We start from the raw sequence: 21643 nt of genomic DNA on the forward strand, positions 1-21643 counted from the left end.
TCGGCTGTACTCCTGTGTCTTTTTGGGGCTGGTTGACGCGTTGGGGGTGGGGTTCAAATCCCCTATCCTCCGCTTCGAAGGCCCCGGCCGGACCCAGTCCGGCCGGGGCCTTCCGCATTTCCACCGACCCGCAGCCGGTCGGGCCGCAGTCTCGGACTCGCGCAGTGCGCCATGACCCGTCCTGGTATGGCAGCCACCCGGTCGGCCGATCCAGCGCGCCGGCCGCGGTCTTCGATCCTTCCCCCGGCGCTCTGGCGCCCGATCTGGTGGACGCGGACGAGTGGCACGCACTGGTCGCGGCCATGGGTCTCAACGGCCGGATCGCACGGATCACAGGCCGCACCGGCCGGTGTCCTGCTGTCGATTGGGCCCACATCAGCGCTGTTCATCGCGGGCACAATGACTTTCGTGGTGCCGGTGGTGGCATGGCTCCTCCCGGGGGCACGTCGGTGGAGATCATGCGATGGGCTTTGGCCAAGTTGCAGTTGGGTTCTCGTCAGGGCGCGACGAGATGACCGACCAAAACGGATGATTGGCACGAAACACCTGTTGGTTGGGTACTTGCGCTGGCCCGATTGGCGCGGTCAGGCGTGATGTGTTGCAGCCCATGGGATTCGAGTTAATTGACGGCTAACTGTCGAGAGCTCTATTGCGCGCGCCTGCGCAGCACCGAATCTGAAACTGGCGCGGTACACAATCCGGGGACCGGCCGCACAGTACCCTCGCCGCCATGATGGAGATCACAGCCGCGAGATCCACAGATGACGACGTGCAAGCGCCCGCGCTGCACAGGGCGGGGGACGTCATGGGACGACTGAGTTCGTTCAGACCCCGGTTGGCACATGCTTCGTTAATTGTCGCGGGCGTAGTAGCAGTCAAGTCATTTCAAATGTCTTTCGCCGCCCTGCACCAACTCTCGATACGCAATCTGGTACCGCCCGACCTGGCCTCGAATGTGCCGATCGCCATCGACGGCCTGGTAATCGGTTCGATCATCGCCACCGCCTCGTTCCGGCAGTGGAGTGTGGGCTGGTGGTATTCGACCGTGTTGTTCGTTCTATCGACCATGCTCTCGATTGCCGGGAATATCCAGTACGCCCATGAGATCGGTGGCGGCGTCGTGGCCATGTTCATTTACGCCGGCATGCCGCTGACCATGCTGTTCGCGGTGCACCTCACGTTGATGCTCTGGCAGCGCGGCAAACAGGTCGCGGCCGAGCTGGCAGCCGAGCACGAGGCCACCGAGCTCGGAACCACTGAGCTCGGAACCACTGAGCTCGGAACCACCGAACTTGGAACCACTGAGCTCGGAGCCGCCGAGCACGAGGCCGCCGAGCTCGAAGCCGACCTCGAGGCCACGGAGTTCGCGGCCGAGTCGTCACCGGATGCGGAGCGCTCCGCGGAACCCATTGCAGCGCGTCAGCCCAGGCTCTACCCGCTTGAATCCATCGGGCCCGGGTATTCCCGCGGGCAGACCGCAGGCATCGGCGCACAGCACAGGTCAGCTGCGCCGGAAGCCGTCGAACGACCCCGGGTCTCGATGACCGCCGCGCAAATGTAATGGCGGACGCAGCTCGATCGACCCCTCAGTCACCTCTGAAACCCTCTCTGGAGCGAAGAATGGCGATGACCATGTGGCAAGACCAAGGAGTAGATCAGTTCCGGGAAATCGCGAGCCGGCTGGCTTCGATCATCCAGAACAGTCTGGATCGATCGGGTGCGATGACACAGTTCACCGACGCAGTCGGCAACGTCGAAGCATTCACCGATCTGATGATCGAATACTCCGGTCGGTGGTTCAGCGAGACGGGCGGACGCTCGACACTGATGGGGCCGGAACTGTTCTGGATGTTGTCCGAGCCCGGACCGCGGCGCGGCCCAGTGGTCGGCATGCGCGGCCAGGAATCCGGTGTCGAATCCGAAGTCAATTCCGGGCATCGCGCCCGAAAATTGTTGTTGATCTGCGTTTTCGAAGCACTCGCGCATAGTCAATGGGGCGTACCCGAGGGCGTCTCGGAGCATCCGCTGGTCAACGGTATGGTCTGATCCGCCGTTGAAACCGGCGATCCATTCGCTCGATCGAAGGCCTCAGAGGTGATTCGGGCAAACAGGCAGCATTGCCGGGCCCGCAAGGCTCCGGCCGGACTCGGTCCGGCCGGAGCCTTGCGCATATCCAGCCCCGCGATATATCCAGCCCCGGTCAGCCCGTGGCGCCGGATTCGCGCAATGCGCAGGTGATCTCGTCGATCGCCGAATCCAACAGGGCGCTGTAGCGGTCGACGTCGGGGATTACCGCAGGGTCCGCGTGGATGGAGACCGTGACTGTCTCGCCGAGCCCGTGGATGCCGTGGGTCAGGTGCATGACCGTGCCGAGGGCTGGAAAGCCGGCCGTGAATCGGGCTGCGCCGCCGCCGCATCGGAGGTCCGCGGGACCACGGTCGACGCTGGAGACCACGGTATGACCCGAAACTCGTTCGGGGAGCACATCTATCGGGGCATGCATCACGTCATGGTGCAGCAGCGGGGCGGGGAGGACGGCGGTCACCGAATCCTGCGCGTCCTGGAGCGGATGTGCGGCGCGCGTGCGGCGCCCGGCGAGGTCGGCGGCGATGCGGTCGGCGCGGATGCGCGGCAGGGATGCGGCGACGGCCAGATCCACCGACAGGTCGCGGTAGCCGTTGCGGCCGTCTGCCGCGGTGGCGATCGCCATGGGGACCTGGGCGCGCAGGTCGGCGACCGCGGCGCCGCGCTCCGAGAGATAGGTCTCCAACGCGAGGGAAATGGCGGTGAGCGCCACCACCGTTACCGAGTGGTCCGGTACCCGCAGCCGATTCTTGTCGCACACCAGCATGCGAACGATATGCGCGACAGGCGGTGCGCCGGCACCGTTCAGGGCCGTCGGTTCGGTATCGGGTGCGGGTGGCGGCAGTTCCCCGGCGGCCGTGAGCTCGGCCAGCCGGCGCTGGGCCCGGGCGGCGGCCAGACCGCGAACGACGGTGCGCGCCATGCCGATCGGGATCCCGGGTAGCGCAACCGTAGCGGCGAGGACGCTCGTCACGGCATCACGAATGCTGTGTGGAAGGAACCGACCGAGGAGCCGGCTCGAGGAAGCCTCGGAGGCAGATGCCGGAAATTCGCTGCTGCTGAACAATGCTCGCGCGATGGCAGCGGCGCGGCGGCCGTCGGCCAGGGCATGGGACAGCTGGAGCAGCACTACCAGGGCACACTCACCGGTAGCGAATCCCGGGACGTCCCGGACATTTCGGAACACGTGCAGCCGCCAGGGGCGGTCGTTCGCATTCAGGCCCGTGCCGAGCAGATCGCCCACGGCGGCGGTGACATTCACCCACGTGGCATCGGAGAGACGATGGTCGACGAACTGCTCGTTGGTGAATTCGCAAGTCGCCCAAATCGGATACGCAATATTTGCAGGAGTATCCAGCACATGGATCAGCAAATCTGGAATGTGGAACACCCGGCTCGCGACCTCGGCCCGCAGTTCGCCGGCCTCGCGTCCGGTGTCGGCGAAGCAGTAGAGCAGGAACAGGTCGTTGCGGGTACGCGCGGACAGCCAGTACATGGTGGCGTCCCGGGCGGCCAGGGATTTCACCCGATGACCATAACGAAACCCCGTACGGCGCAGCGCCTCCGGGTGCTACCGTTTGTAGTAGAAGCCTTACCATTCTCCCGGGGGCGGGGTGACCGCGATGGCAACCACCAGCAGGCTCGCCGGTCGACTTGCGCAACAAGCCGATGGCATGGACGAGCGCTACAAAGGCGCCGCATTCCTCAAAAGATCCATCAACAAGGTATTTCCGACACACTGGTCGTTCCTGCTCGGTGAAATAGCGCTGTACAGCTTCATCATTCTGCTGCTGTCCGGCGTCTATTTGACCTTGTATTTCGACCCGTCCATGCAGGACGTCACCTACAACGGCGCCTACCAGCCGCTGCGCGGGGTCACCATGTCGCGCGCCTACGAGAGCGCGCTGAACATCTCCTTCGACGTCCGCGGCGGACTCTTCGTCCGGCAGGTGCACCATTGGGCCGCACTGCTGTTCACCGCGGCCATGATCATCCACATGTGCCGGGTCTTCTTCACCGGCGCCTTCCGCAAGCCCCGCGAGGCCAACTGGGTGATCGGCGCACTGCTGTTCATCATGGCCATGTTCGAGGGCTTCTTCGGCTACTCGCTGCCCGACGACCTGCTCTCCGGCACCGGCCTGCGCGCCGCCTTCGCCGGAATCACCCTGGGCAGCCCGGTGATCGGCACCTGGCTGCACTGGCTCATGTTCGGCGGGGACTTCCCCGGCAGCATCATCATCCCGCGCCTCTACATCGCGCACGTGCTGCTGCTGCCCGGAATCATGCTGGCGCTCATCGGAGTTCACATCGCGCTGGTCTGGTACCAGAAACACACCCAGTACCCGGGCCCGGGCCGCACCGAGAAGAACGTCATCGGCACCCGCATCGTGCCAGTCTTCTCGCTCGACCAGGGCGCGTATTTTGCCTTCACCCTCGGCGTGCTGGCGCTCATGGGCGGGCTGCTGCAGATCAATCCGATCTGGAACCTGGGGCCCTACAACCCCTCTCAGGTCTCCGCCGGCACCCAGCCCGACTTCTACATGATGTGGACCGACGGCTTCCTGCGCCTGTTCCCGGCCTGGGAGGCCTATCCCTTCGGGCACACCGTCCCGGGCGCGTTCTCGGTGGCGCTGTTCATGCCGCTCATCTTCACGCTGATCATCGCCTACCCGTGGATCGAGAAGCGGCTCAGCGGCGATCGGGCCCGGCACAACCTGCTGCAGCGGCCGCGCGACGTGCCGGTGCGCACCGCCATCGGGGCCATGTCGCTGAGCTTCTACCTGATCCTCACCCTGGCCTGCATCAACGACATCATCGCCTTCAAGTTCGACATCTCGCTCAATGCCACCACCTGGGCCTTCCGCATCGCGCTGCTGACCGTCCCGCCGCTGGCCTACACCATTGCCTACCGGCTGTGCCTGGGTCTGCAACGCGCCGACCGCAGTGTGCTCGAGCACGGCATCGAAACCGGTGTGGTGCGGCGGCTTCCGCACGGCGAGTACATCGAGGTGCACCAGCCGCTGGGGCCGGTGGATGCGCACGGCCATCCGATTCCCCTGGCGTATCAGGGCGCCCGGGTACCCCGGAAGATGAACGAACTCGGGATCGCCGGCCGCCCCGGCAGCGGCGCGTTCTTCTGGGCCGATCCACCCGAGGAGCGCGAACTCAATGCCGCCAACGATCATGCGGCCGAGCACGCGCAGCTGACGGTGCTGCGCAAGGTCCAAGACCGCGCCCACTGAAACCGCACCTACAGGATCGCGGCCGTCTCGATTCTGGACCGCGGCTGGAATAGACCTCCGCCTTGGAGCGGGGGAGCGAAGCGGAGGAGCGGAGGGGAAGAATCGAGACCTCAGGGCCGCGAACCCGCCCGGAGCGAAGCGGAGGGCAAATTGAACACAGAGCGAAGCCCCCGAGTCTCCGGGACTCGGGGGCTTCAATTTTTTTCCCGGTGGCGCAGCGGTCAGGCCCGCTTGAACTCGCCATCGGAGACGCCCGCCACGAAGGCATCCCATTCGCCAGGGGTGAAGGCCAGGATCGGCCCGCCACCGTGGTCCTTGCTGTCGCGGACCGCGACATTGCCGTCTCCGAGGAAAGCGACCTCCACGCAGTTGCCGTTGGGCCCGCTGTGTTTGCTCTTACGCCACACGGCGCCGGTGAAATCCACCTTCACGGTACTAGCTCCTTTTCTGCGTCAAGCTTGGAATCTTGCTGGCATCGATCTTGGCGACCTCGGGATCCATCCCTCAATCACGAATCCCAGGTGTGCTACGGGTCGCACGCAAACGCTCCGTACAACCCGTTCTCTGCACTTCGCGACGGGAATGCACCCCCGATGGCCGTTCCCGCGCTAAACCCTAGCAGGGTTCGTCATAGGGAGATCGCATTCTTTCGTTTTCAACCAGCAAATTTGCAGCAAGGTTAGCCAGCTAATTATTTGCGCGAAATTAGCTTTAATTTGAGGCTATTCAATTTCAGAAGTCCGAATTCCGTTACCCAGCCATTCCCGCACCCGCAGGCAAACTCCGCACGCGCCGCCCGCGCCGGCCATGGGGAATCATGGAGGGCATGCCCCAGCCGACCCAGGACGACACCGGACGGGACCGCGACGAGAACGGACGCGCCCGGAATGCCCGACCTCGTGACCGTTTTGGGCGACCCCTCCCATTCGGCAGCGCCGGTGTCCCCCGGATACCCGATGATCTCGACCTGCCGCCCCTCGAAACCCTCGACTACGCCCAGCGCCTGCTCGACGACGGCCTGGCCTTCAACGCCCATGAGGTCCTCGAGGCCGCCTGGAAGAGCGGTCCGTTCGCGGAGAAATCGCTGTGGCAGGGTCTCGCGCAATTTGCCGTTGGACTGACCCACATTCAGCGCGGGAATCCGAAGGGCGCGCACACCCTGCTCGAGCGCGCGGCACAGCGGCTCGCCGCTTACCACCCCGCGCCCTACGACATCGACACACCCGGCCTGGAGGCCCGCGCGCACGCCCTGCTCACCGCGCTCGACCAGGGAAAACCCATCTCCGACAACGATCTTCGGCCCCGGCTCACAATCCCGCACTGAATTCGCAAGCCCGCTGTCACACCGCACCCGGTGTGTACGCCCGCAAGAAGGCGAACGACCAGCGGCGCTGCGAAGTATGCGAACTACCATCGACAACCGTGCCTGCCGACCCCGCCACAGCAATAGCCGGCCGTCGGGATCCCCACCCCGGCCACGGTGCGCCCCCGCACGGCGTGGGCCGCTTCGCGCCCAGCCCCTCCGGCGACCTGCACCTGGGCAACCTCCGCACCGGACTGCTGGCCTGGCTGTTCGCCCGCTCCACCGGCCGCGGATTCCTCATGCGGGTGGAAGACCTGGACCGGGTGAAAAAGGGTGCGGCACAGCGACAGCTGGAGGATCTGGCGGCCATCGGGCTGGACTGGGATCCGCCGGTGGTGTGGCAGTCGCAGCGGCTGCCCCTCTACGCCGCCGCCATCGAGCGCCTGACCGCCGCGGGCCATACCTATGAATGCTTCTGCACCCGCAAGGAGATCCAGCAGGCGGTGACCGCCCCGCACGGCCCGATGGGCGCCTACCCGGGGACCTGCCGCGGCCTCACCGAGCACGAGAAACAGCGCCGGCGCGACGCGGGCCGGCCCGCCGCGCTGCGGCTGCGCGCCGAGGCCGGCGAATTCACCGTCACCGATCGCCTGCTCGGCGAATACCGTGGCGCGGTGGACGATCTGGTGCTGCGGCGCGGCGACGGCACCCCCGCCTACAACCTCGCGGTGGTGGTCGACGACGCCGAGCAGGGCATCGACCAGGTGGTGCGCGGCGACGACCTGCTGCCCTCCACACCACGGCAGGCGTATCTGGCGACCCTGCTCGGACTACCCGTGCCCGAATACGCCCATGTCCCCTTGGTACTCAACACTTCCGGGCAACGGCTCGCGAAACGCGACGGCGCCGTCACCCTGCGCGACCGGATGGCCCTCGGCGAATCCCCGCAGCACGTGCTGGGACTGCTCGCGGCGTCATTGGGCTACTCGGGCGCAACTACGCCGTCCGCCTTACTGGCGCAATTCGATCCGGAAAACCTGCCACGCGAACCGTGGACACTCGACCCCGACGGGTTGTTGCAACCCAGTCCGTATCCGTAACGTACGCACTCGACCAGATCCCGAACGAATTCGACGAGGACGGCGAAACAATGACTAGCGGTGGGTACGACCCCAACCAGTATCCGCAGGGTGGCCAGCCGTACGGGCAGCCGCATCAGCCCCAGCAGCCGTATGGGCAGCAGCCCTACGGACAGCAGTCCGATCCCTACGGCCAGCAGCCGCAGCAGCCGTACGGCCAGCAGTCCGACCCCTACGGCCAGCAGCCACAGCAGCCTTACGGCCAGCAGCCGTACGGCCAGCAGCCCTACGGACAGCAGCCCGACCCGTACGGGCAGCAGCCGCAGTCGTTCGGTCAGTCCGACGCCTATGGCCAGCAGCAGCCCTATGGCCAGCAGCCGTACCAGCCCTACCCGGGCGGCGGCCAGCCCGGTTTCGGCGCCGGCGGTTTCGGTGGCGCGCAGCCGGGTGACCTGTGGATCCGGTTCGCCGCCCGCATCATCGACGGCCTGATCATCGGTATCCCGGGCGGCATCATCGCGGCGCTGCTGCCCAACAGCATCGCCTGGGCCTGGGACGTGCTGCTGCCGATCATCCTGTTCGGCTACTTCATCCTGATGGAGACCCAACAGGGCGGACAGACGCTCGGCAAGAAGCTGCTGGGCCTGCGCGTGGTCGGCCCCGGCGGCGGCCCGCTCGACCCGGCCACCTCGGCCAAGCGCAACCTGTACGTGGTCGTCCAGCTGATCCCGTGCCTGGGCTGGCTGATCGGTCTCGGCATGGCGATCTACATCGCCATCACCATCGAGCAGGACCCGAACAAGCAGGGCTGGCACGACAAGTTCGCGGGCGGCACCCAGGTGCTGAAGGGCTGAGCCCGGCTCCGCTGAGCGCGAAAAGGGGACGCATCCCGATGGATGCGTCCCCTTTTTCATTGCTGCGCACAGTCCTTTTTCATTGCTGCGCAAAGCCTTCCGTCAGGATGACCCCGTCGATCCCGCGATGATCAGGATCAGGAACAGCGCGAGGCCGATCACGATGCTGATGGCGCCCACCCAGACGCCGCCCAGCGCCAGTCCGCGGCCCTGCTGCTGCGTGTTCTTGAGCTGGTTCAGCGCCACGATGCCGAGCACCAGGCCGACGATCGAGACGACCGGCAGGAAGGCGCAGAAGAACATGGCCGGCACGCCGATGATCGACACCACCAGCGAGGCGATGGCCAGCGAATTGGTCTGCTGCACCGGCGGACCGTAGCCATAGGGCTGATAGCCCGGATACCCGTAGGCCGGGGGTTGCTGCCCGGCGGCCGGATAGGACGGCGTCGGATTCGCCTGCGGCGGCTGATAATTCGGATATACCGGCTGCGGCGGCGGGGTCAGCGGCGGATTCTGGTACTGCGGAGCGGAGGTGTAGCCGGCCGGGGGCGGGGCCGGCTGCTGTGGCGGTGCGGGCGGGATCTCGGGCGTCACGCCCTCACCGCCGTACTGCTTCCACCACTCGTCGGAATCGCCGGGATTCGTCATTCGCTCAGCCTAGGGCAACCCATCGGTCCGTACCCATCGGTCGAGGCAGGGATACTTTTCGGCGTGAGTGAAATCGAAAAGAGCGACATCGGCAAGGTCGACACCGATCGATCTGGGCACCCCACGCCCGAACACGCGGCATTCGCGGACGCGGCGGGGGGATATTTCACGCCGGTGGCGGTGGCCTTCACCGCTGTCCTGCTGATCTCGAACGTCTGTGTCGCCAAAGGCGTCCAATTCTTCACCGGACACCATGTGTCCTTCGGCCCCATCACCGTGCTGCCGCTCACCATGGACGGCGCATTCTTCCTCTTCCCGCTCGCCTACGTCATCGGTGACGTCCTCAGCGAGGTCTACGGGTTCCGCGCGACCCGCCGCATCGTCTACTACGGGTTCGGCGCGCTGCTGCTGATGATCGTCTGCTTCCAGATCGTCATCAAGCTGCCCACCGGAGACCTGGATCAGAACGGCTCGGCGTTCGGGGACGTGCTCGGCCACACCCCGCAGCTGGCGTTCGCCGGGATCGCGGGCTATTTCGTGGGCCAGTTCCTCAACTCTGTCACCCTGGTGCTCATCAAGGAGCGCACCAAGGAGAAGCACCTGTGGGCGCGGCTGCTGGGCTCCACCGTGGCGGGCGAATTCGGCGACACCTTCGTGTTCTGCTCCATCGCCGCCACCGCCATCGGCATCCACACCTGGGGCGACTACATCAACTACACCCTGGTGGGCTTCATCTGGAAGACGCTCGTCGAAATGATGGTGCTGCCGATCAGCTACCGCTGTATCGCCTTCCTGAAGAAGCACGAGCCCTCGTACCGCCCGCGCGAACGCTCCGCCATCTACGAGTGACGCGACCGGCTTTCGGCGCGGCCGGATCGAATTCCCCTACAGGCCAGGGGCTTTGATGCGGCCGCGCCAACGGCCGAGGAACTCGTTCTGGTAATCGTCGAAGTATCCGCCGTCGATGCTCTCCCGCACCCGATCCACCAGCCGCACCGTGAACCGCTCGTTGTGGATGGTGCACAGCGTCGACGCGAGCATCTCCTTCGCCTTGAACAGGTGATGGATGTAAGCGCGGGTGTAATTGGCGCAGGTGTAGCAGTCACAGGTCTCGTCGACGGGCGTGAAGTCCCGCTTGAACCGGGCCGTATTGATATTGAAGCGGCCCTCGTCGGTGTACAGCGCCGCATTGCGGGCCACGCGTGAGGGATTCACGCAGTCGAAGGTGTCCGCGCCGTTCTCCACCGCGGTGAAGATGTCCTCCGGCTCGCTGATGCCGAGCAGGTGCCGCGGCTTGCCCTCGGGCAGCTCGTCACAGCACCAGCCGACAATGGTGCCCAGATTGTGCTTCTCCAGTGCGCCGCCGATGCCGTAACCGTCGAATCCCGTTCCGGCCGCGCCACGCAGGTCCTCCAGATCGCGACATGCCTTACGGCGCAGGTCCTCGTACTGCGCGCCCTGGATGACGCCGAACAGCGCCTGGTACGGCCGGTGCGAGCGGGCCGCGGTGAGCCGCTCGTGCTCGTCGAGGCAGCGCTGGGCCCACAGCCGCGTGCGCTCCAGCGATTCCTCCTGGTAGCCACGGGTGTTCATGAGCGTGGTGAGCTCGTCGAAGGCCATCATGACGTCCGCGCCCAGCCGATGCTGGATGCCCATGGACACCTCGGGCGTGAAGCGGTGCTCGGAGCCGTCCAGGTGCGAGCGGAAGGTGACGCCGTCGTCGTCGACGTGCGCCAGCCGCTCCTTGCCCTTGGCGATCACATCGTCGTTCTGCACGCCGACCGACTCCATGGCCAGCACCTTCTTGAAGCCGACGCCCAGCGACATGACCTGGAAGCCGCCGGAGTCGGTGAAGGTCGGCCCGTGCCAGTTCATGAACTCGGCCACACCGCCGGCCTCGTCCACGATGTCGGGGCCGGGCTGGAGGTAGAGGTGGTAGGCATTGGCGAGCAGGGCCTGCGAGCCGAGTTCCTTCATGGTCTCGGGCAGCACCGCCTTGACCGTGGCCTTGGTACCGACGGGGATGAAGGCGGGGGTCGCGATGTCCCCGTGCGGGGTGCTGATCACGCCCGTCCGGCCGTGCCGTCCTTCCAGACGGGTACCGACCTTGAACGAGAACTCGGAGGCAGCAGACACGCAAGCCATCCTCTCACCCGGCGAAAAATGGCCTGGCCCGCACCATTGGGTGCGGGCCAGGCCGGGGGAGGGACCGTCCTCAGTGGAGGATCGAGCCGTCAGCTCTTGCTGAGCACCACGGCATCGGGTTCCGGATCGTCCACATTGTTGCCCTCGCCATCGGTGAGGGCGGCGGCGAACTGCGCGTCGTAGAGCCGGTAGTACGCGCCCCGGGACCGCAGCAGCGTCTCGTGCGTCCCCTGCTCGACGATCCTGCCCTTCTCCATCACCACGATGGTGTCGGCATCGCGGATCGTCGAAAGCCGGTGCGCGATCACGAAACTCGTGCGATCCCGGCGCAGCGCCGCCATGGCGTGCTGCACCAGCAGCTCGGTGCGGGTGTCGACCGAGCTGGTGGCCTCGTCCAGGATCAGGATGGACGGCCTGGCCAGGAAGGCGCGGGCAATGGTGATGAGCTGCTTCTCACCGGCGCTGACGCCGGAGCCCTCCTCGTCGATGACGGTGTCGTACCCGTGCGGCAGCGCGTGCACGAACCGGTCCACATAGGCGGCCCGGGCGGCCTCGAGGATCTCCTCCTCGGTGGCACCGGGATTGCCGTAGGCGATGTTCTCCCGGATGGTGCCGCCGAACAGCCAGGTGTCCTGCAGCACCATGCCCATGCGCGACCGCAGGTGGTCGCGGGTGATGCGGGTGATGTCGACGCCGTCGATGGTGATGGCGCCGGAATCCACCTCGTAGAACCGCATGAGCAGATTGACCAGCGTGGTCTTGCCCGCGCCGGTCGGGCCGACGATGGCCACCACGTGCCCCGGTTCGGCCACCAGCGAGAGATCCTCGATGATCGGCGTCTCCGCCTCGTAGCGGAAGGACACGTCCTCGAACGCCACCCGGCCACGATCCACCGGCCGCGAATCCTCCGGATCCGGATCCGCCGACTGCTCCTCGGCGTCGAGGATCTCGAAGATCCGCTCCGCCGAGGCCACACCCGACTGCAGCAGGTTCATCATCGAGCCGATCTGGGTGAGCGGCTGGGTGAATCCGCGCGAGTACTGGATGAACGCCTGCACCTCACCCAGCGACAGATTGCCCGACGCCACCCGCAGACCACCGACCACGGCGATCAGCACGTAGTTCAGATTCCCGAGGAACATGATGGCGGGCATGATCAGGCCGGAGATGAACTGCGACTTGAACGAGGAGTTGTAGAGCTTGTCGTTGGTCTCGTCGAACTTCTCGCCGACCTCACGCACCCGGCCGAAGGCGCTGACCACCTCGTGCCCGGTGAACGCCTCCTCGACCTGAGCATTGACCTCGCCGGTGAGCTTCCACTGGTCCACGAAGTGCGGCTTGGAGCGCTTGGCGATCTGCGCGGTCACGATGACCGCCAGCGGCACCGTCAGCAGCGCGATCAGGGCCAGCAGCCACGAGATCCAGAACATCATGATCAGGATGCCGATCACCGACAGCACATTGATGATCAGCTGGGACATGGTCTGCTGCAGCGTCTGCGCCACATTGTCGACGTCATTGGTGACGCGGGAGAGCACATCGCCGCGCGGCATCGAGTCGAAGTAGCGCAGCGGCAGCCGGTGGATCTTCTCCTCGATCTGCGCGCGCAACCGCTTCACGGTCCGGTTGATCACGATGATCAGCAGTTGGGCTTCGAGCCAGCCGAACACCGAGGCGCCGATATAGAGCGCCAGCACCCAGGCCAGCACATGGCCGACCGCGGTGAAATCGATTCCCGTACCGGGAATCACGTTCATGCTGGCCAGCATGTCCGCGAAGGTGTTGTTGCCGTTCGCGCGCAGCCCCTCGACCAGCTGGTCCTTGCTCTGCCCGGGGGGCAGCTGCTTGCCGACCACACCGTCGAAGATGAGGTTGGTGGCCTTGCCGAGGATCTGCGGGCCCAGGGTGTTGAGCACCACCGAACCCACGGCCAGCAGGAAGACCACGACCAGATAGAACCGGTCGGGCGCGAGCATGCGCAGCAGGCGCTTCAGCGACGGGCCGAAGGACTTCGCCTTGGCATCCGGCGCACCGGGATTGACGGCTCCGGGCCTCATCGCACCTCCTCCGCGCTGAACTGCGACTCCACGATCTCGCGGTACTCGGGACAGTCGCGCAGCAATTGCTCGTGGGTGCCGATGCCGGCCATCGCGCCGTCCTCCAGCACCACGATCTGATCGGCGTCGCGGATCGTCGAGATCCGTTGCGCCACAATGATGACCGACGCGTCCGAGGTCTCCGGCCGGAGCGCCTCGCGCACCCGCATGTCGGTGGCGACGTCGAGGGCGGAGAAGCAGTCGTCGAACAGGTAGATGCGCGGCTTGCGCACCAGCGCGCGGGCAATGGCCAGCCGCTGGCGCTGACCACCGGAGACGGTCGTACCACCCTGTGCCACAGGCGTTTCCAGGCCCTGCGGCATCTCGCGCACGAAATCGGCGGCCTGCGCGATCTCGAGCGCGTGCCAGAGCTCCGCGTCGGTGGCGTCCGGCTTGCCGTAGCGCAGGTTGGAGGCCACGGTGCCGGAGAACAGATACGCCTTCTGCGGCACCAGGCCGATCTCGGAGCGCAGTGTCTCCAGGGGCAGGTGCCGGACGTCGGTGCCGCCCACGTAGACCGCGCCGTCGGTGACATCGATCAGCCGCGGAATCAGGTTGATCAGCGTCGTCTTTCCGGCACCTGTCGCGCCCACGATGGCGGTGGTGGTGCCCGGCCGGGTGTCGAACCGGATGGCCCGCAGCACCGGCTTCTCGGCGCCCGGGAACTTGAACTCCGCGAAGGCCAGATCCACCGTGCCGGGATCACCCTTGAACGGCTGCGGCAGCCGCGGTTCCGACACCGAGGACTCGGTGTCCAGCACCCCGCCGATGCGCTCGGCCGAGACGGCGGCGCGCGGGGCCATCATGGCCAGGAAGGACGCCATCATGACCGCCATCAGGATCTGCATGATGTAGGCCAGCATCGCGGTGAGCGAGCCGATCTGCATCTCCCCGTTGTCGATCGCGTGGCCGCCGAACCAGATGACACCGACCGTGGTGACGTTCGATATGAGCATGACGGCCGGGAACATGAGGGCCATGTACTTGCCGACATAGAGCGACTGCTCGGTCAGCTCGGTATTGGCGACCCCGAAGCGCCAGGTCTCCTGCCGCTCCCGCACGAAGGCCCGCACCACGCGAATGCCCGTGATCTGTTCGCGCAGTACCCGGTTCACCGCGTCGATCCGCTCCTGCATGCGCCGGAAGCCCGGCACCATGCGGCTGATGATGAGGGCCATCGACAGGCCCAGCGCCGGCACCGCGATCAGCAGCAGCCACGACAGCTGCAAGCTCTCGCGCAGCGCCATGAAGATGCCGCCGATGCACATGATCGGCGCCATCACCAGGATGGTGGCGCTCATCAGCACGAGCAGCTGCACCTGGCCGACGTCATTGGTATTGCGAGTGATCAGCGACGGCGCGCCGAACACGCCGACCTCCCGCGCGGAGAAGGTGCCGACCCGGTGCAGCAGCGCCGCGCGCATATCGCGGCCCGCGCCCATGGCCGCTTGCGCGCCCAGGTACACCGAGACGGCCTGAGCGGCGATCTGGATGCCCGTCACCAGCAGCATCCACCCGCCGGTGGACCAGATGTAGCCGATATCGCCCTTGGTGACGCCGTTGTCGATGATGTCGGCGTTCAGCGTGGGCAGGTACAGCATGGCGATGACCGAGATCAGCTGGAGCACGACGACCCCCGCCAATTGCTTGCGGTAGGGCCAGAGGAAGGTGCGTAGAAGTCGGATCAACATGATGCTGGCAGGCTACCGTCATCCTCCGGAGCTCGCCGCGACGTTGTGCGGCGCTGCCGGGCAACGGCCCGGGTCACGGGGCGGATCGGCCGCTCCCGGCAGGTTCGCTCAGATGTCGGGCTGATCCAGATCTCGCCACCCGCCCGCCGCGGGCGCGCTCAGCGATCCGCCATTGGACGCCGATCCGGCCGCGACCGGTCCGCCCGCCGGGCGGGGACGGCGGGTCCAGGCATCCGGATCGTGCAGCAGCTCGTCCAGGAAGGACGGCAGCAGATCGTGGGCGATATCGGCGACGGTGACCCGCTCCAGTACCGAGCGGATGTTCACCCGCAGCCCGATCCACACCCGCTGCAGCGGTTCGGCCGCACCCGGGTAGCTGACATCCTCCGGCCGCCGCCCACGCACCGAGGCCAGCGGACCCTCCACCGCGCGAATCACATCCGCGATGCTGATCTCGGCGGCCGGGCGGGCCAGGCGATAACCCCCGTCGGGACCGCGGCGGCTGACCACCAGTTCGCCCTTGCGCAGATCCGCCACCACCGATTCCAGCACCTTGGGCGGAATGTCCTGGGCGGCCACAATGGCGTCGGCCTTCACCGAATCCGGTTGCGCCTTCGCGATTTCCACAAGGGTGCGCACCGCGTAATCGACCTTCGCGGTGATGTGCACGAGAACTCCTGAGACAGATCGGTGGTGAGCGAGAACCCTATCGCGCCGGATTCAGCACGCCGAGTGCGGCATTCAACAATGTCGTCTCGATGTGATCGGCATCGGTGCCGGGCACGATCTCCTGGGACATCATCGCGGTGCTGAGCACCTGCATGGCCGCGGCGGCGCGCAGCAGGGTGTCATTGTCGGCATCGGGCCCGGCCATCCAGCGGCACATGCGGTGATGCAGTTGGATCATGTCGGGATAGCGGTTGCCGAGGGCATTCACGATCGCGACGGTGTCCCGCATGCAGAGCACGCCGACCTGACGGTTGGCCAGCGTCGACTGCAGACGCCGGCGGATCACCTCGCGCACGTTCTCGGGAGTGTGCGGAATGTCATCGAGACCCTCGACCTGATCACGCACTTCCTCGAACATCGGCTCGATGATCGCTACCAGAAGATCGACCTTCGAGGCGTAGTGATAGTAGAGCGAGGCTTTTGTGATTCCCACCGCATCGGCGACCTCGCGCAGGCTGCTGTGATCGAACCCCTTGGTCGAAAACAGCTGTAGAGCGGCGTCCCGGATCGCGTCCTTGGTGCTTCTACCTGCGACAATTGTTCCGGAACCGACCTGGCCACCCATGTTCTCATCCTCTCACCCGCGCTCGGTGTGCGATCAACGCCACCTAGAGTCGAGGTTGTTCCTCCGCTTATTCGCTCGGTAGTCTACCTACCGCACGGTAGGCAGATTTTAGTTTCGTGGAGGCGGGGAGCCCGCAGAGCTCCCGGCGGCAGTGCTGTCTACGCGCTCGCACACCAGCACCCTGTTTTCGCCCGCACAAACCATCGCCCAGGAGAACCCCTCGTGTCCGTATACCTCTATCGGTGGGGAAAGTTCGCCTTCCGCCGGAAATGGATAGTCATCACGGCGTGGATCGCCGCGCTACTCGTCATCGGCGGACTCGGCGGGGCCCTCGCCAAGCCGTTCCAGGACTCCTTCACCATGCCGAACCTGCCTTCGGAGCGGGCCACGGAAATCCTCGACGAGCATTTCCCCGGCATGTCCAAGGACTTCGATCCCAATGCCGTCACCGGCACCTATGTGATCGCGGCGCCGGAGGGTCAGAAGCTGACCGATCCCGCGAACGCCGCCGCGCTGCAGCAGTTCCTGACCAAGCTCGGCGATCTCCCGATCGTCGACAAGTCGGTGCCGCTGGTGAATCCCGTCGACGCCACCAAGAAGGTCGGTACGCCGGCCGGGATCGACTGCCTCACCGGGGACCGCTCCAACCCGAACTTCTCCGCGATCTGCTCCAGCGCGCCGCTGAACGTGCTGAACAAGTCGAACCCGGATTCGGTGGCGACGGTCAAGGCCAAGTACACGATTTCGAAGTTCTCCGACATCAAGCAGGCCGACCGTGACGCGGCCTACAAGGTGGGCGACGAGGCCCGCGCGGCCGGGCTGCAGGTGGAGCTCACGGGTTCGATCGCGCAGGATCCGGGCGGCTCGAACGGCTCCTCGGAACTGATCGGCATCGCGGTGGCGCTGGTGGTCATGGTGATCGCGTTCGGCGCGATCGTGGCGGCCTTCGTGCCGATCCTCACCGCTCTGATCGGTGTGGGCACCGCCATCTCCATCATCATGTTCGGCACCCACTTCCTGACCGTGCCGACCTTCACCCCGATCCTGGCCTCCATGATCGGCCTGGCGCTGTCCATCGACTACGCCATGTTCATCGTCTCGCGCTACAAACACGAACTGGCCGTGTCGAATTCGCCGGAGGAGGCCGCGGGCACCGCGGTCGGCACCGCGGGTTCGGCCGTCATCTTCGCGGGTCTGACCGTCATCATCGCGCTGGCGGGCCTGAGCTTCGTGGGTGTCAGCTTCCTCACCTACATGGGCATCTTCGGCGCGGTCTCGGCCGCGATGGCGGTGCTGGTGGCCGTCACCCTGATGCCGGCGCTGATGGGCGCGTTCGGCCGCTTCCTGTTCAAGCCGAAACTGCCGCTGGTCGCCAAGCACGATCCCGAGGACGAGAACTCGGTCACCAACGGCATGCGCTTCGCCCGCCTCATCGGTAAGGCGCCCGCGCTGACGCTCGGCATTTCGGTGGTGCTGCTCGGCCTGCTGGCCGCACCGGCGGCGAACCTGCAGCTGGGCCTGCCCGGCGGCGACTCGATGCCCAAGCACACCACCGTCCGCAAGGCGTACGACCTGCAGACCGCGGGCTTCGGCGAGGGCGCGAACGGCACCCTGATGGTGGCCGTGGATCTGAGCAAGACACCGGAGAACCAGCGCACCGAGGCGCTCGACGCGCTGCGTTCCAAGCTGGCCGCCTCTCCGGCCATGGACTACCTGACCGTTGCCGCGCCCAGCCAGGACGGGCAGGCCGCCATGTTCATGGGCGTGCCGAAGTTCGGGCCGAACAACCAGGAAACCAAGGACCTGGTCAAGAACGCCCGCAATGCCGAGTCCGAGTTCCATGACAAGTACGGCATGGAGTACGGCATCACCGGTACGACGGCCATCTACGCGGACGTCTCGCAGGCGTTGCTGGACAAGATCATTCCGTACCTGGCGATCGTGGCCGGCGCGGCATTCATCCTGCTGCTCCTGGTGTTCCGTTCCATCGTGGTGCCGCTGACCGCCGCGTTGGGCTTCCTGCTCTCCATGGCGGCCACCTTCGGCGCGACCGTGCTGATCTTCCAGGAGGGCCACTTCGGCCTGGTGGAGGCGCATCCGCTGGTGAGCTTCCTGCCGATCATGCTGATCGGCCTGGTCTTCGGTCTCGCCATGGACTACCAGGTCTTCCTGGTCACGCGCATGCGTGAGGAGTACGTGCACGGCAAGTCCGCCAAGGACGCCATGATCAGCGGCTACCACCACGGCGCCCGCGTCGTGACCTCCGCCGCCATCATCATGATCTCGGTGTTCAGCGCCTTCATGCTCGACGACAACGTGGTGGCCAAGTCCATGGGCTTCGCCATGGCGGCGGGTGTCTTCTTCGACGCCTTCATCGTCCGCATGGTCCTCATCCCGTCCCTGCTCGCCCTGCTGGGCAAGTGGGCGTGGTGGCTCCCGAAGTGGCTGGACCGCATCCTCCCCGACATCGACGTGGAAGGCGCCAAGCTCGCCGAGCTGAAGCAGTCCGCCACCCCCGTCGAGGACAAGCAGCCCGTCACGGTCGGCTGACCCCGGCACGAAACCCACTCGGCCCCCACCCGATTCCCCGGGTGGGGGCCGAGTTCTTTTGTGTCACCGCTCGTTTCATCGTATGACGCGGGTGACGGCATTGCGGACCACGATGCCCGCGGAGGTCGCGGGGACCATGAGGGCCGACGCGGCGCGCATGCCGCGCTGCCTGGGCTCGACCAGTTTGCGGTGACGCTGTTCGTAGGCGGCGAAGGCGGTGTGCGGACGACCGGGAGTGCGAGTCAATTCCTCGGCGAGGGTGTGGGCGGCCGCGATGGCGAGGGTGGAGCCGTCGCCGAAGAGGGAGAGGCAGGATCCGGCGTCGCCGAGCAGGGCGACGCGGCCATCGGACCAGCGCGGCAACCGCACTCGGCTCACCGAGTCGAAATAGAGGTCGTCGGCGGCCTTCAGCTGGTCGAGCAGGTCGCCGAAGATACCGATCGGCCCGGAGAAGGTGCCGGCGATGAGCCGCTTGTGCCCGTCGAGATCGCGGTGGCCGAGGCCCGGGATCGCGTCATGGCGGAACATGAAGGCCGCCACCGCCTTTCCCTTCGAAGGGTGCACGGTGATGGCCTGTCCGGGGCGGTTGAACATGACCACCTCGCGCTCGTCGCCGAAGGCCCGGTCCACCGGCAGGGTCGCCACGTACATGCCCAGGTGGCGGAGGAATCCGGCCTCCGCGCCGAAGACGAGCCGACGAACGTTCGAGTGCAGGCCATCGGCCCCGATCAGGTAGTCATAGCGCCCACCCGCGCCGTTCTCGAAGACGACATCCACGCCGTCCGAATCCTGCGTGATCCCGGAAATCGAATCGGCCCAGCGGATTTCGGCATGGTCGCGAGCCCCGTCGAGGAGAATGGCGGCCAGATCGGCGCGCGCGAGCTCGATCTCGCGGTCACCGGCGCCACCCTGAAAGGCGCTGAGCCGCAACCTCGATCGCTCCCGTCCCGCCGCATCGACGAAGCTCATTCGCTCCACCCGCGACGCGGCTGCCCGCAGCCGCGGCATCACCCCCATGGCCTCGGCCACATCGACAGCCGGTCCCTTCACGTCGACCGGGTTCCCGCTGGACCGCTGCGCCCGCGCCCGCTCCACCACGGTCACGTCGAAGCCGTTGCGCCCCAGCCAGTACGCCAGGGTCGATCCCGCGATGCCCGCCCCGGAAATCAGCACTGTCCTGCTCATCGTCATCACTCTCGATTCAAGTGGACGATTTTCGTCCACTTCCAACAAGGTACGCTAACCGGAAGATTTTCGTCCATTTCTATCGGAGGTGAGGATAACGGCCGAGCTCAGAGCCGATGCCCGTAGCAATCGCGACCAGATCCTGACCGCGGCCCAACAGGTCTTCCGCGAACAGGGCGTCAGCGTCTCCATGAAGGACATCGCCGACGCCGCCGGTGTCGGCGTGGGCACCCTCTACCGCCGCTTCCCCGACCGCGGCGCCCTCATCACCGCCGCCGCCCACTCCTACCTCTCGGCCCTCGCCGACCTGGCCGCCACCGCCGACCGCGAATCCCCCACCGCCTGGCAAGCCCTCACCCGCATCCTCCGCGAATGCGCCGAACTCCGCCTGGGCGCCCTGGCCGCCGCCGTCGAACCCACCCTCCACGCCGACATCAAATCCGACCCCGCCCTCACCGAAGTCCGCACCACCATCACGGACCGCATCGCGGACCTGACCGCGCGGGCCCACACCGAAGGCGCCCTCCGCCGCGATGTCACCCCCGAAGACATCGCCCGCCTGATGACCCTGCAGATCTACGCCGCCCCCACCGAGCCCTACCCCGCCGCGATCAACCGCGTCCTCGATCTCCTCCTCGACGGCCTCCGCCCCTGAAAAGGAAAGCCCCGAACCGGTTTCCCGGTGCGGGGGTTTCTGCCGGATCCCAGCGATCTGGATCAGCGGCGGCTCACGCGGAAAGCCCCGCGCCGCAAGGAATCCTGGGCGGGCCGATCTCAACCGAACCTTGTCGCCCGAATAAGGGTGATCGCGCGCATGGAGGACATAGAAAGAGCCCCTCACCTGTCGGAACAGGTGAGGGGCTCCTCAGCGGTGGCGGAGGGATTTGAACCCTCGGAGGGGGGTTACCCCTCACACGCTTTCGAGGCGTGCTCCTTAGGCCGCTCGGACACGCCACCGCTGGTGACTTTACCTGAGCACCCGCCGGATCCTGAAATCGCCTGGAGAGAGGGCTAGGGGCGGTGGGAATCGAAGAAATCGGCGAGGAGAGCGGCGCATTCGGGTTCGAGGACGCCGGCGCGGACCTGGGGGCGGTGATTGAGACGTCGGTCACGGACCACGTCCCAGAGGGAGCCGACGGCACCGGTCTTGGGTTCCCAGGCGCCGAAGACCAGGCGGCCGATACGGGACAGGACCAGGGCGCCGGCGCACATGGTGCACGGTTCGAGGGTGACGACCAGGGTCGCGCCCTCCAGGCGCCAGCCGTCGCCCAGTACCCGGGCGGCGGCGCGCAGGGCCAGGATCTCGGCATGGGCGGTCGGATCGCCCAGGGCCTCACGGGCATTGGCGGCGCGCGCCAGTTCCCGGCCCCGGGCATCGAAGACGACCGCGCCGACGGGGACATCGCGCGGGTCGGCGGCGGCTGCCGCGGCGATGGCGGCCCGCATCATCGCCTCGTCCGAGGCGAGCGAG

General features: G+C 66.4%; 19 protein-coding genes and 1 tRNA gene. 9 read left to right on the forward strand and 11 right to left on the reverse strand.

Annotated features, from left to right (window positions below; genetic code table 11):
- Positions 1–730: 730 nt before the first annotated feature.
- Both ACFXKA_RS30715 and ACFXKA_RS30720 read left to right on the forward strand, forming a co-directional pair.
- Entirely contained in the window at positions 731–1561 is an 831-nt protein-coding gene (locus tag ACFXKA_RS30715) for a DUF2637 domain-containing protein (protein WP_379429966.1), read from the forward strand.
- Between the two features lie 59 nt (positions 1562–1620).
- The gene (locus ACFXKA_RS30720) at positions 1621–2046 is read left to right on the forward strand and encodes a hypothetical protein (protein WP_379429967.1); all 426 of its coding nucleotides are present in this window, start codon (positions 1621–1623) and stop codon (positions 2044–2046) included.
- A gap of 154 nt (positions 2047–2200) precedes the next feature.
- On the opposite strand, the gene ACFXKA_RS30725 is transcribed toward ACFXKA_RS30720, so the two are convergent.
- Positions 2201–3610, reverse strand: a complete 1410-nt coding sequence (locus ACFXKA_RS30725) for a wax ester/triacylglycerol synthase domain-containing protein (RefSeq protein WP_379429968.1) — start codon at positions 3608–3610, stop codon at positions 2201–2203.
- Between the two features lie 97 nt (positions 3611–3707).
- Here ACFXKA_RS30725 and ACFXKA_RS30730 point away from each other — a divergent pair, with 97 nt between their 5' ends.
- Complete coding sequence (locus ACFXKA_RS30730) at positions 3708–5327, forward strand: cytochrome bc complex cytochrome b subunit (protein WP_379429969.1); 1620 nt, start codon at positions 3708–3710, stop codon at positions 5325–5327.
- 221 nt (positions 5328–5548) lie between these two features.
- Here ACFXKA_RS30730 and ACFXKA_RS30735 read toward each other — a convergent pair whose 3' ends face one another.
- Positions 5549–5758, reverse strand: coding sequence for a DUF397 domain-containing protein (locus ACFXKA_RS30735; protein WP_354838731.1), 210 nt, complete (start codon positions 5756–5758; stop codon positions 5549–5551).
- A gap of 395 nt (positions 5759–6153) precedes the next feature.
- Between ACFXKA_RS30735 and ACFXKA_RS30740 the strand changes: the two genes are divergently transcribed.
- The 3 genes from ACFXKA_RS30740 to ACFXKA_RS30750 all read left to right on the forward strand — a co-directional run bounded on the left by ACFXKA_RS30740 (position 6154) and on the right by ACFXKA_RS30750 (position 8563).
- Positions 6154–6651 (forward strand): DUF309 domain-containing protein, encoded by a 498-nt coding sequence (locus tag ACFXKA_RS30740; protein ID WP_379429970.1) that lies wholly within the window; start codon positions 6154–6156, stop codon positions 6649–6651.
- A 122-nt stretch (positions 6652–6773) separates the two neighbouring features.
- Positions 6774–7730, forward strand: a complete 957-nt coding sequence (gene gluQRS / locus ACFXKA_RS30745; RefSeq protein WP_379430026.1) for a tRNA glutamyl-Q(34) synthetase GluQRS — start codon at positions 6774–6776, stop codon at positions 7728–7730.
- 50 nt (positions 7731–7780) lie between these two features.
- Positions 7781–8563 carry an RDD family protein gene (locus ACFXKA_RS30750; protein ID WP_354838726.1) on the forward strand — a complete coding sequence of 261 codons (783 nt, stop codon included), beginning with the start codon at positions 7781–7783 and terminating at the stop codon, positions 8561–8563.
- A gap of 102 nt (positions 8564–8665) precedes the next feature.
- On the opposite strand, the gene ACFXKA_RS30755 is transcribed toward ACFXKA_RS30750, so the two are convergent.
- Positions 8666–9211 carry a DUF4190 domain-containing protein gene (locus tag ACFXKA_RS30755; RefSeq protein WP_379429971.1) on the reverse strand — a complete coding sequence of 182 codons (546 nt, stop codon included), beginning with the start codon at positions 9209–9211 and terminating at the stop codon, positions 8666–8668.
- Between the two features lie 72 nt (positions 9212–9283).
- Here ACFXKA_RS30755 and ACFXKA_RS30760 point away from each other — a divergent pair, with 72 nt between their 5' ends.
- Positions 9284–10060: a queuosine precursor transporter gene (locus ACFXKA_RS30760; RefSeq protein ID WP_379430027.1), complete on the forward strand. Its 777-nt coding sequence runs from the start codon at positions 9284–9286 to the stop codon at positions 10058–10060.
- A gap of 36 nt (positions 10061–10096) precedes the next feature.
- Here the strand turns inward: ACFXKA_RS30760 and tgt are convergent, their stop codons facing one another.
- From tgt to ACFXKA_RS30785, 5 genes are all read right to left on the reverse strand, one after another.
- Complete coding sequence (gene tgt / locus ACFXKA_RS30765) at positions 10097–11347, reverse strand: tRNA guanosine(34) transglycosylase Tgt (protein WP_379429972.1); 1251 nt, start codon at positions 11345–11347, stop codon at positions 10097–10099.
- Positions 11348–11445: 98 nt separating this feature from the next.
- On the reverse strand, positions 11446–13413 hold the full coding sequence (locus ACFXKA_RS30770; RefSeq protein WP_379429973.1) for an ABC transporter ATP-binding protein: 1968 nt from the start codon (positions 13411–13413) through the stop codon (positions 11446–11448).
- A complete protein-coding gene (locus ACFXKA_RS30775) occupies positions 13410–15143 on the reverse strand; it encodes an ABC transporter ATP-binding protein (RefSeq protein WP_379429974.1) in 1734 nt (577 codons plus the stop codon). Before ACFXKA_RS30775 ends, ACFXKA_RS30770 begins: the two co-directional genes overlap by 4 nt.
- Positions 15144–15251: 108 nt before the next feature.
- Positions 15252–15812 carry an Rrf2 family transcriptional regulator gene (locus ACFXKA_RS30780; RefSeq protein WP_354838711.1) on the reverse strand — a complete coding sequence of 187 codons (561 nt, stop codon included), beginning with the start codon at positions 15810–15812 and terminating at the stop codon, positions 15252–15254.
- A gap of 37 nt (positions 15813–15849) precedes the next feature.
- Complete coding sequence (locus ACFXKA_RS30785) at positions 15850–16437, reverse strand: TetR/AcrR family transcriptional regulator (RefSeq protein ID WP_354838708.1); 588 nt, start codon at positions 16435–16437, stop codon at positions 15850–15852.
- 222 nt (positions 16438–16659) lie between these two features.
- Between ACFXKA_RS30785 and ACFXKA_RS30790 the strand changes: the two genes are divergently transcribed.
- On the forward strand, positions 16660–18987 hold the full coding sequence (locus ACFXKA_RS30790) for an MMPL family transporter (protein ID WP_379429975.1): 2328 nt from the start codon (positions 16660–16662) through the stop codon (positions 18985–18987).
- A 75-nt stretch (positions 18988–19062) separates the two neighbouring features.
- On the opposite strand, the gene ACFXKA_RS30795 is transcribed toward ACFXKA_RS30790, so the two are convergent.
- Positions 19063–20172, reverse strand: a complete 1110-nt coding sequence (locus ACFXKA_RS30795; RefSeq protein ID WP_379429976.1) for an FAD-dependent monooxygenase — start codon at positions 20170–20172, stop codon at positions 19063–19065.
- Between the two features lie 88 nt (positions 20173–20260).
- Here ACFXKA_RS30795 and ACFXKA_RS30800 point away from each other — a divergent pair, with 88 nt between their 5' ends.
- Positions 20261–20827, forward strand: coding sequence for a TetR/AcrR family transcriptional regulator (locus ACFXKA_RS30800; protein WP_379429977.1), 567 nt, complete (start codon positions 20261–20263; stop codon positions 20825–20827).
- A 214-nt stretch (positions 20828–21041) separates the two neighbouring features.
- Here the strand turns inward: ACFXKA_RS30800 and ACFXKA_RS30805 are convergent.
- Both ACFXKA_RS30805 and ACFXKA_RS30810 read right to left on the reverse strand, forming a co-directional pair.
- Positions 21042–21129: transfer RNA gene (locus ACFXKA_RS30805), tRNA-Ser, on the reverse strand.
- A 54-nt stretch (positions 21130–21183) separates the two neighbouring features.
- Positions 21184–21621 carry a nucleoside deaminase gene (locus tag ACFXKA_RS30810; RefSeq protein ID WP_354839092.1) on the reverse strand — a complete coding sequence of 146 codons (438 nt, stop codon included), beginning with the start codon at positions 21619–21621 and terminating at the stop codon, positions 21184–21186.
- Positions 21622–21643 lie beyond the last annotated feature (22 nt).

Source organism: Nocardia sp. NPDC059228, assembly GCF_042754245.1.
Lineage (GTDB): Bacteria > Actinomycetota > Actinomycetes > Mycobacteriales > Mycobacteriaceae > Nocardia.

Coding starts and splice junctions, on each gene's coding strand:
- ACFXKA_RS30715 (WP_379429966.1), top strand. CDS start 731: ATGATGGAGATCACAGCCGCGAGATCCACAGATGACGACGTGCAAGCG.
- ACFXKA_RS30720 (WP_379429967.1), top strand. CDS start 1,621: ATGGCGATGACCATGTGGCAAGACCAAGGAGTAGATCAGTTCCGGGAA.
- ACFXKA_RS30730 (WP_379429969.1), top strand. CDS start 3,708: ATGGCAACCACCAGCAGGCTCGCCGGTCGACTTGCGCAACAAGCCGAT.
- ACFXKA_RS30740 (WP_379429970.1), top strand. CDS start 6,154: ATGCCCCAGCCGACCCAGGACGACACCGGACGGGACCGCGACGAGAAC.
- ACFXKA_RS30750 (WP_354838726.1), top strand. CDS start 7,781: ATGACTAGCGGTGGGTACGACCCCAACCAGTATCCGCAGGGTGGCCAG.
- ACFXKA_RS30755 (WP_379429971.1), bottom strand. CDS start 9,211: ATGACGAATCCCGGCGATTCCGACGAGTGGTGGAAGCAGTACGGCGGT.
- ACFXKA_RS30770 (WP_379429973.1), bottom strand. CDS start 13,413: ATGAGGCCCGGAGCCGTCAATCCCGGTGCGCCGGATGCCAAGGCGAAG.
- ACFXKA_RS30775 (WP_379429974.1), bottom strand. CDS start 15,143: ATGTTGATCCGACTTCTACGCACCTTCCTCTGGCCCTACCGCAAGCAA.
- ACFXKA_RS30785 (WP_354838708.1), bottom strand. CDS start 16,437: ATGGGTGGCCAGGTCGGTTCCGGAACAATTGTCGCAGGTAGAAGCACC.
- ACFXKA_RS30795 (WP_379429976.1), bottom strand. CDS start 20,172: ATGAGCAGGACAGTGCTGATTTCCGGGGCGGGCATCGCGGGATCGACC.
- ACFXKA_RS30810 (WP_354839092.1), bottom strand. CDS start 21,621: ATGATGCGGGCCGCCATCGCCGCGGCAGCCGCCGCCGACCCGCGCGAT.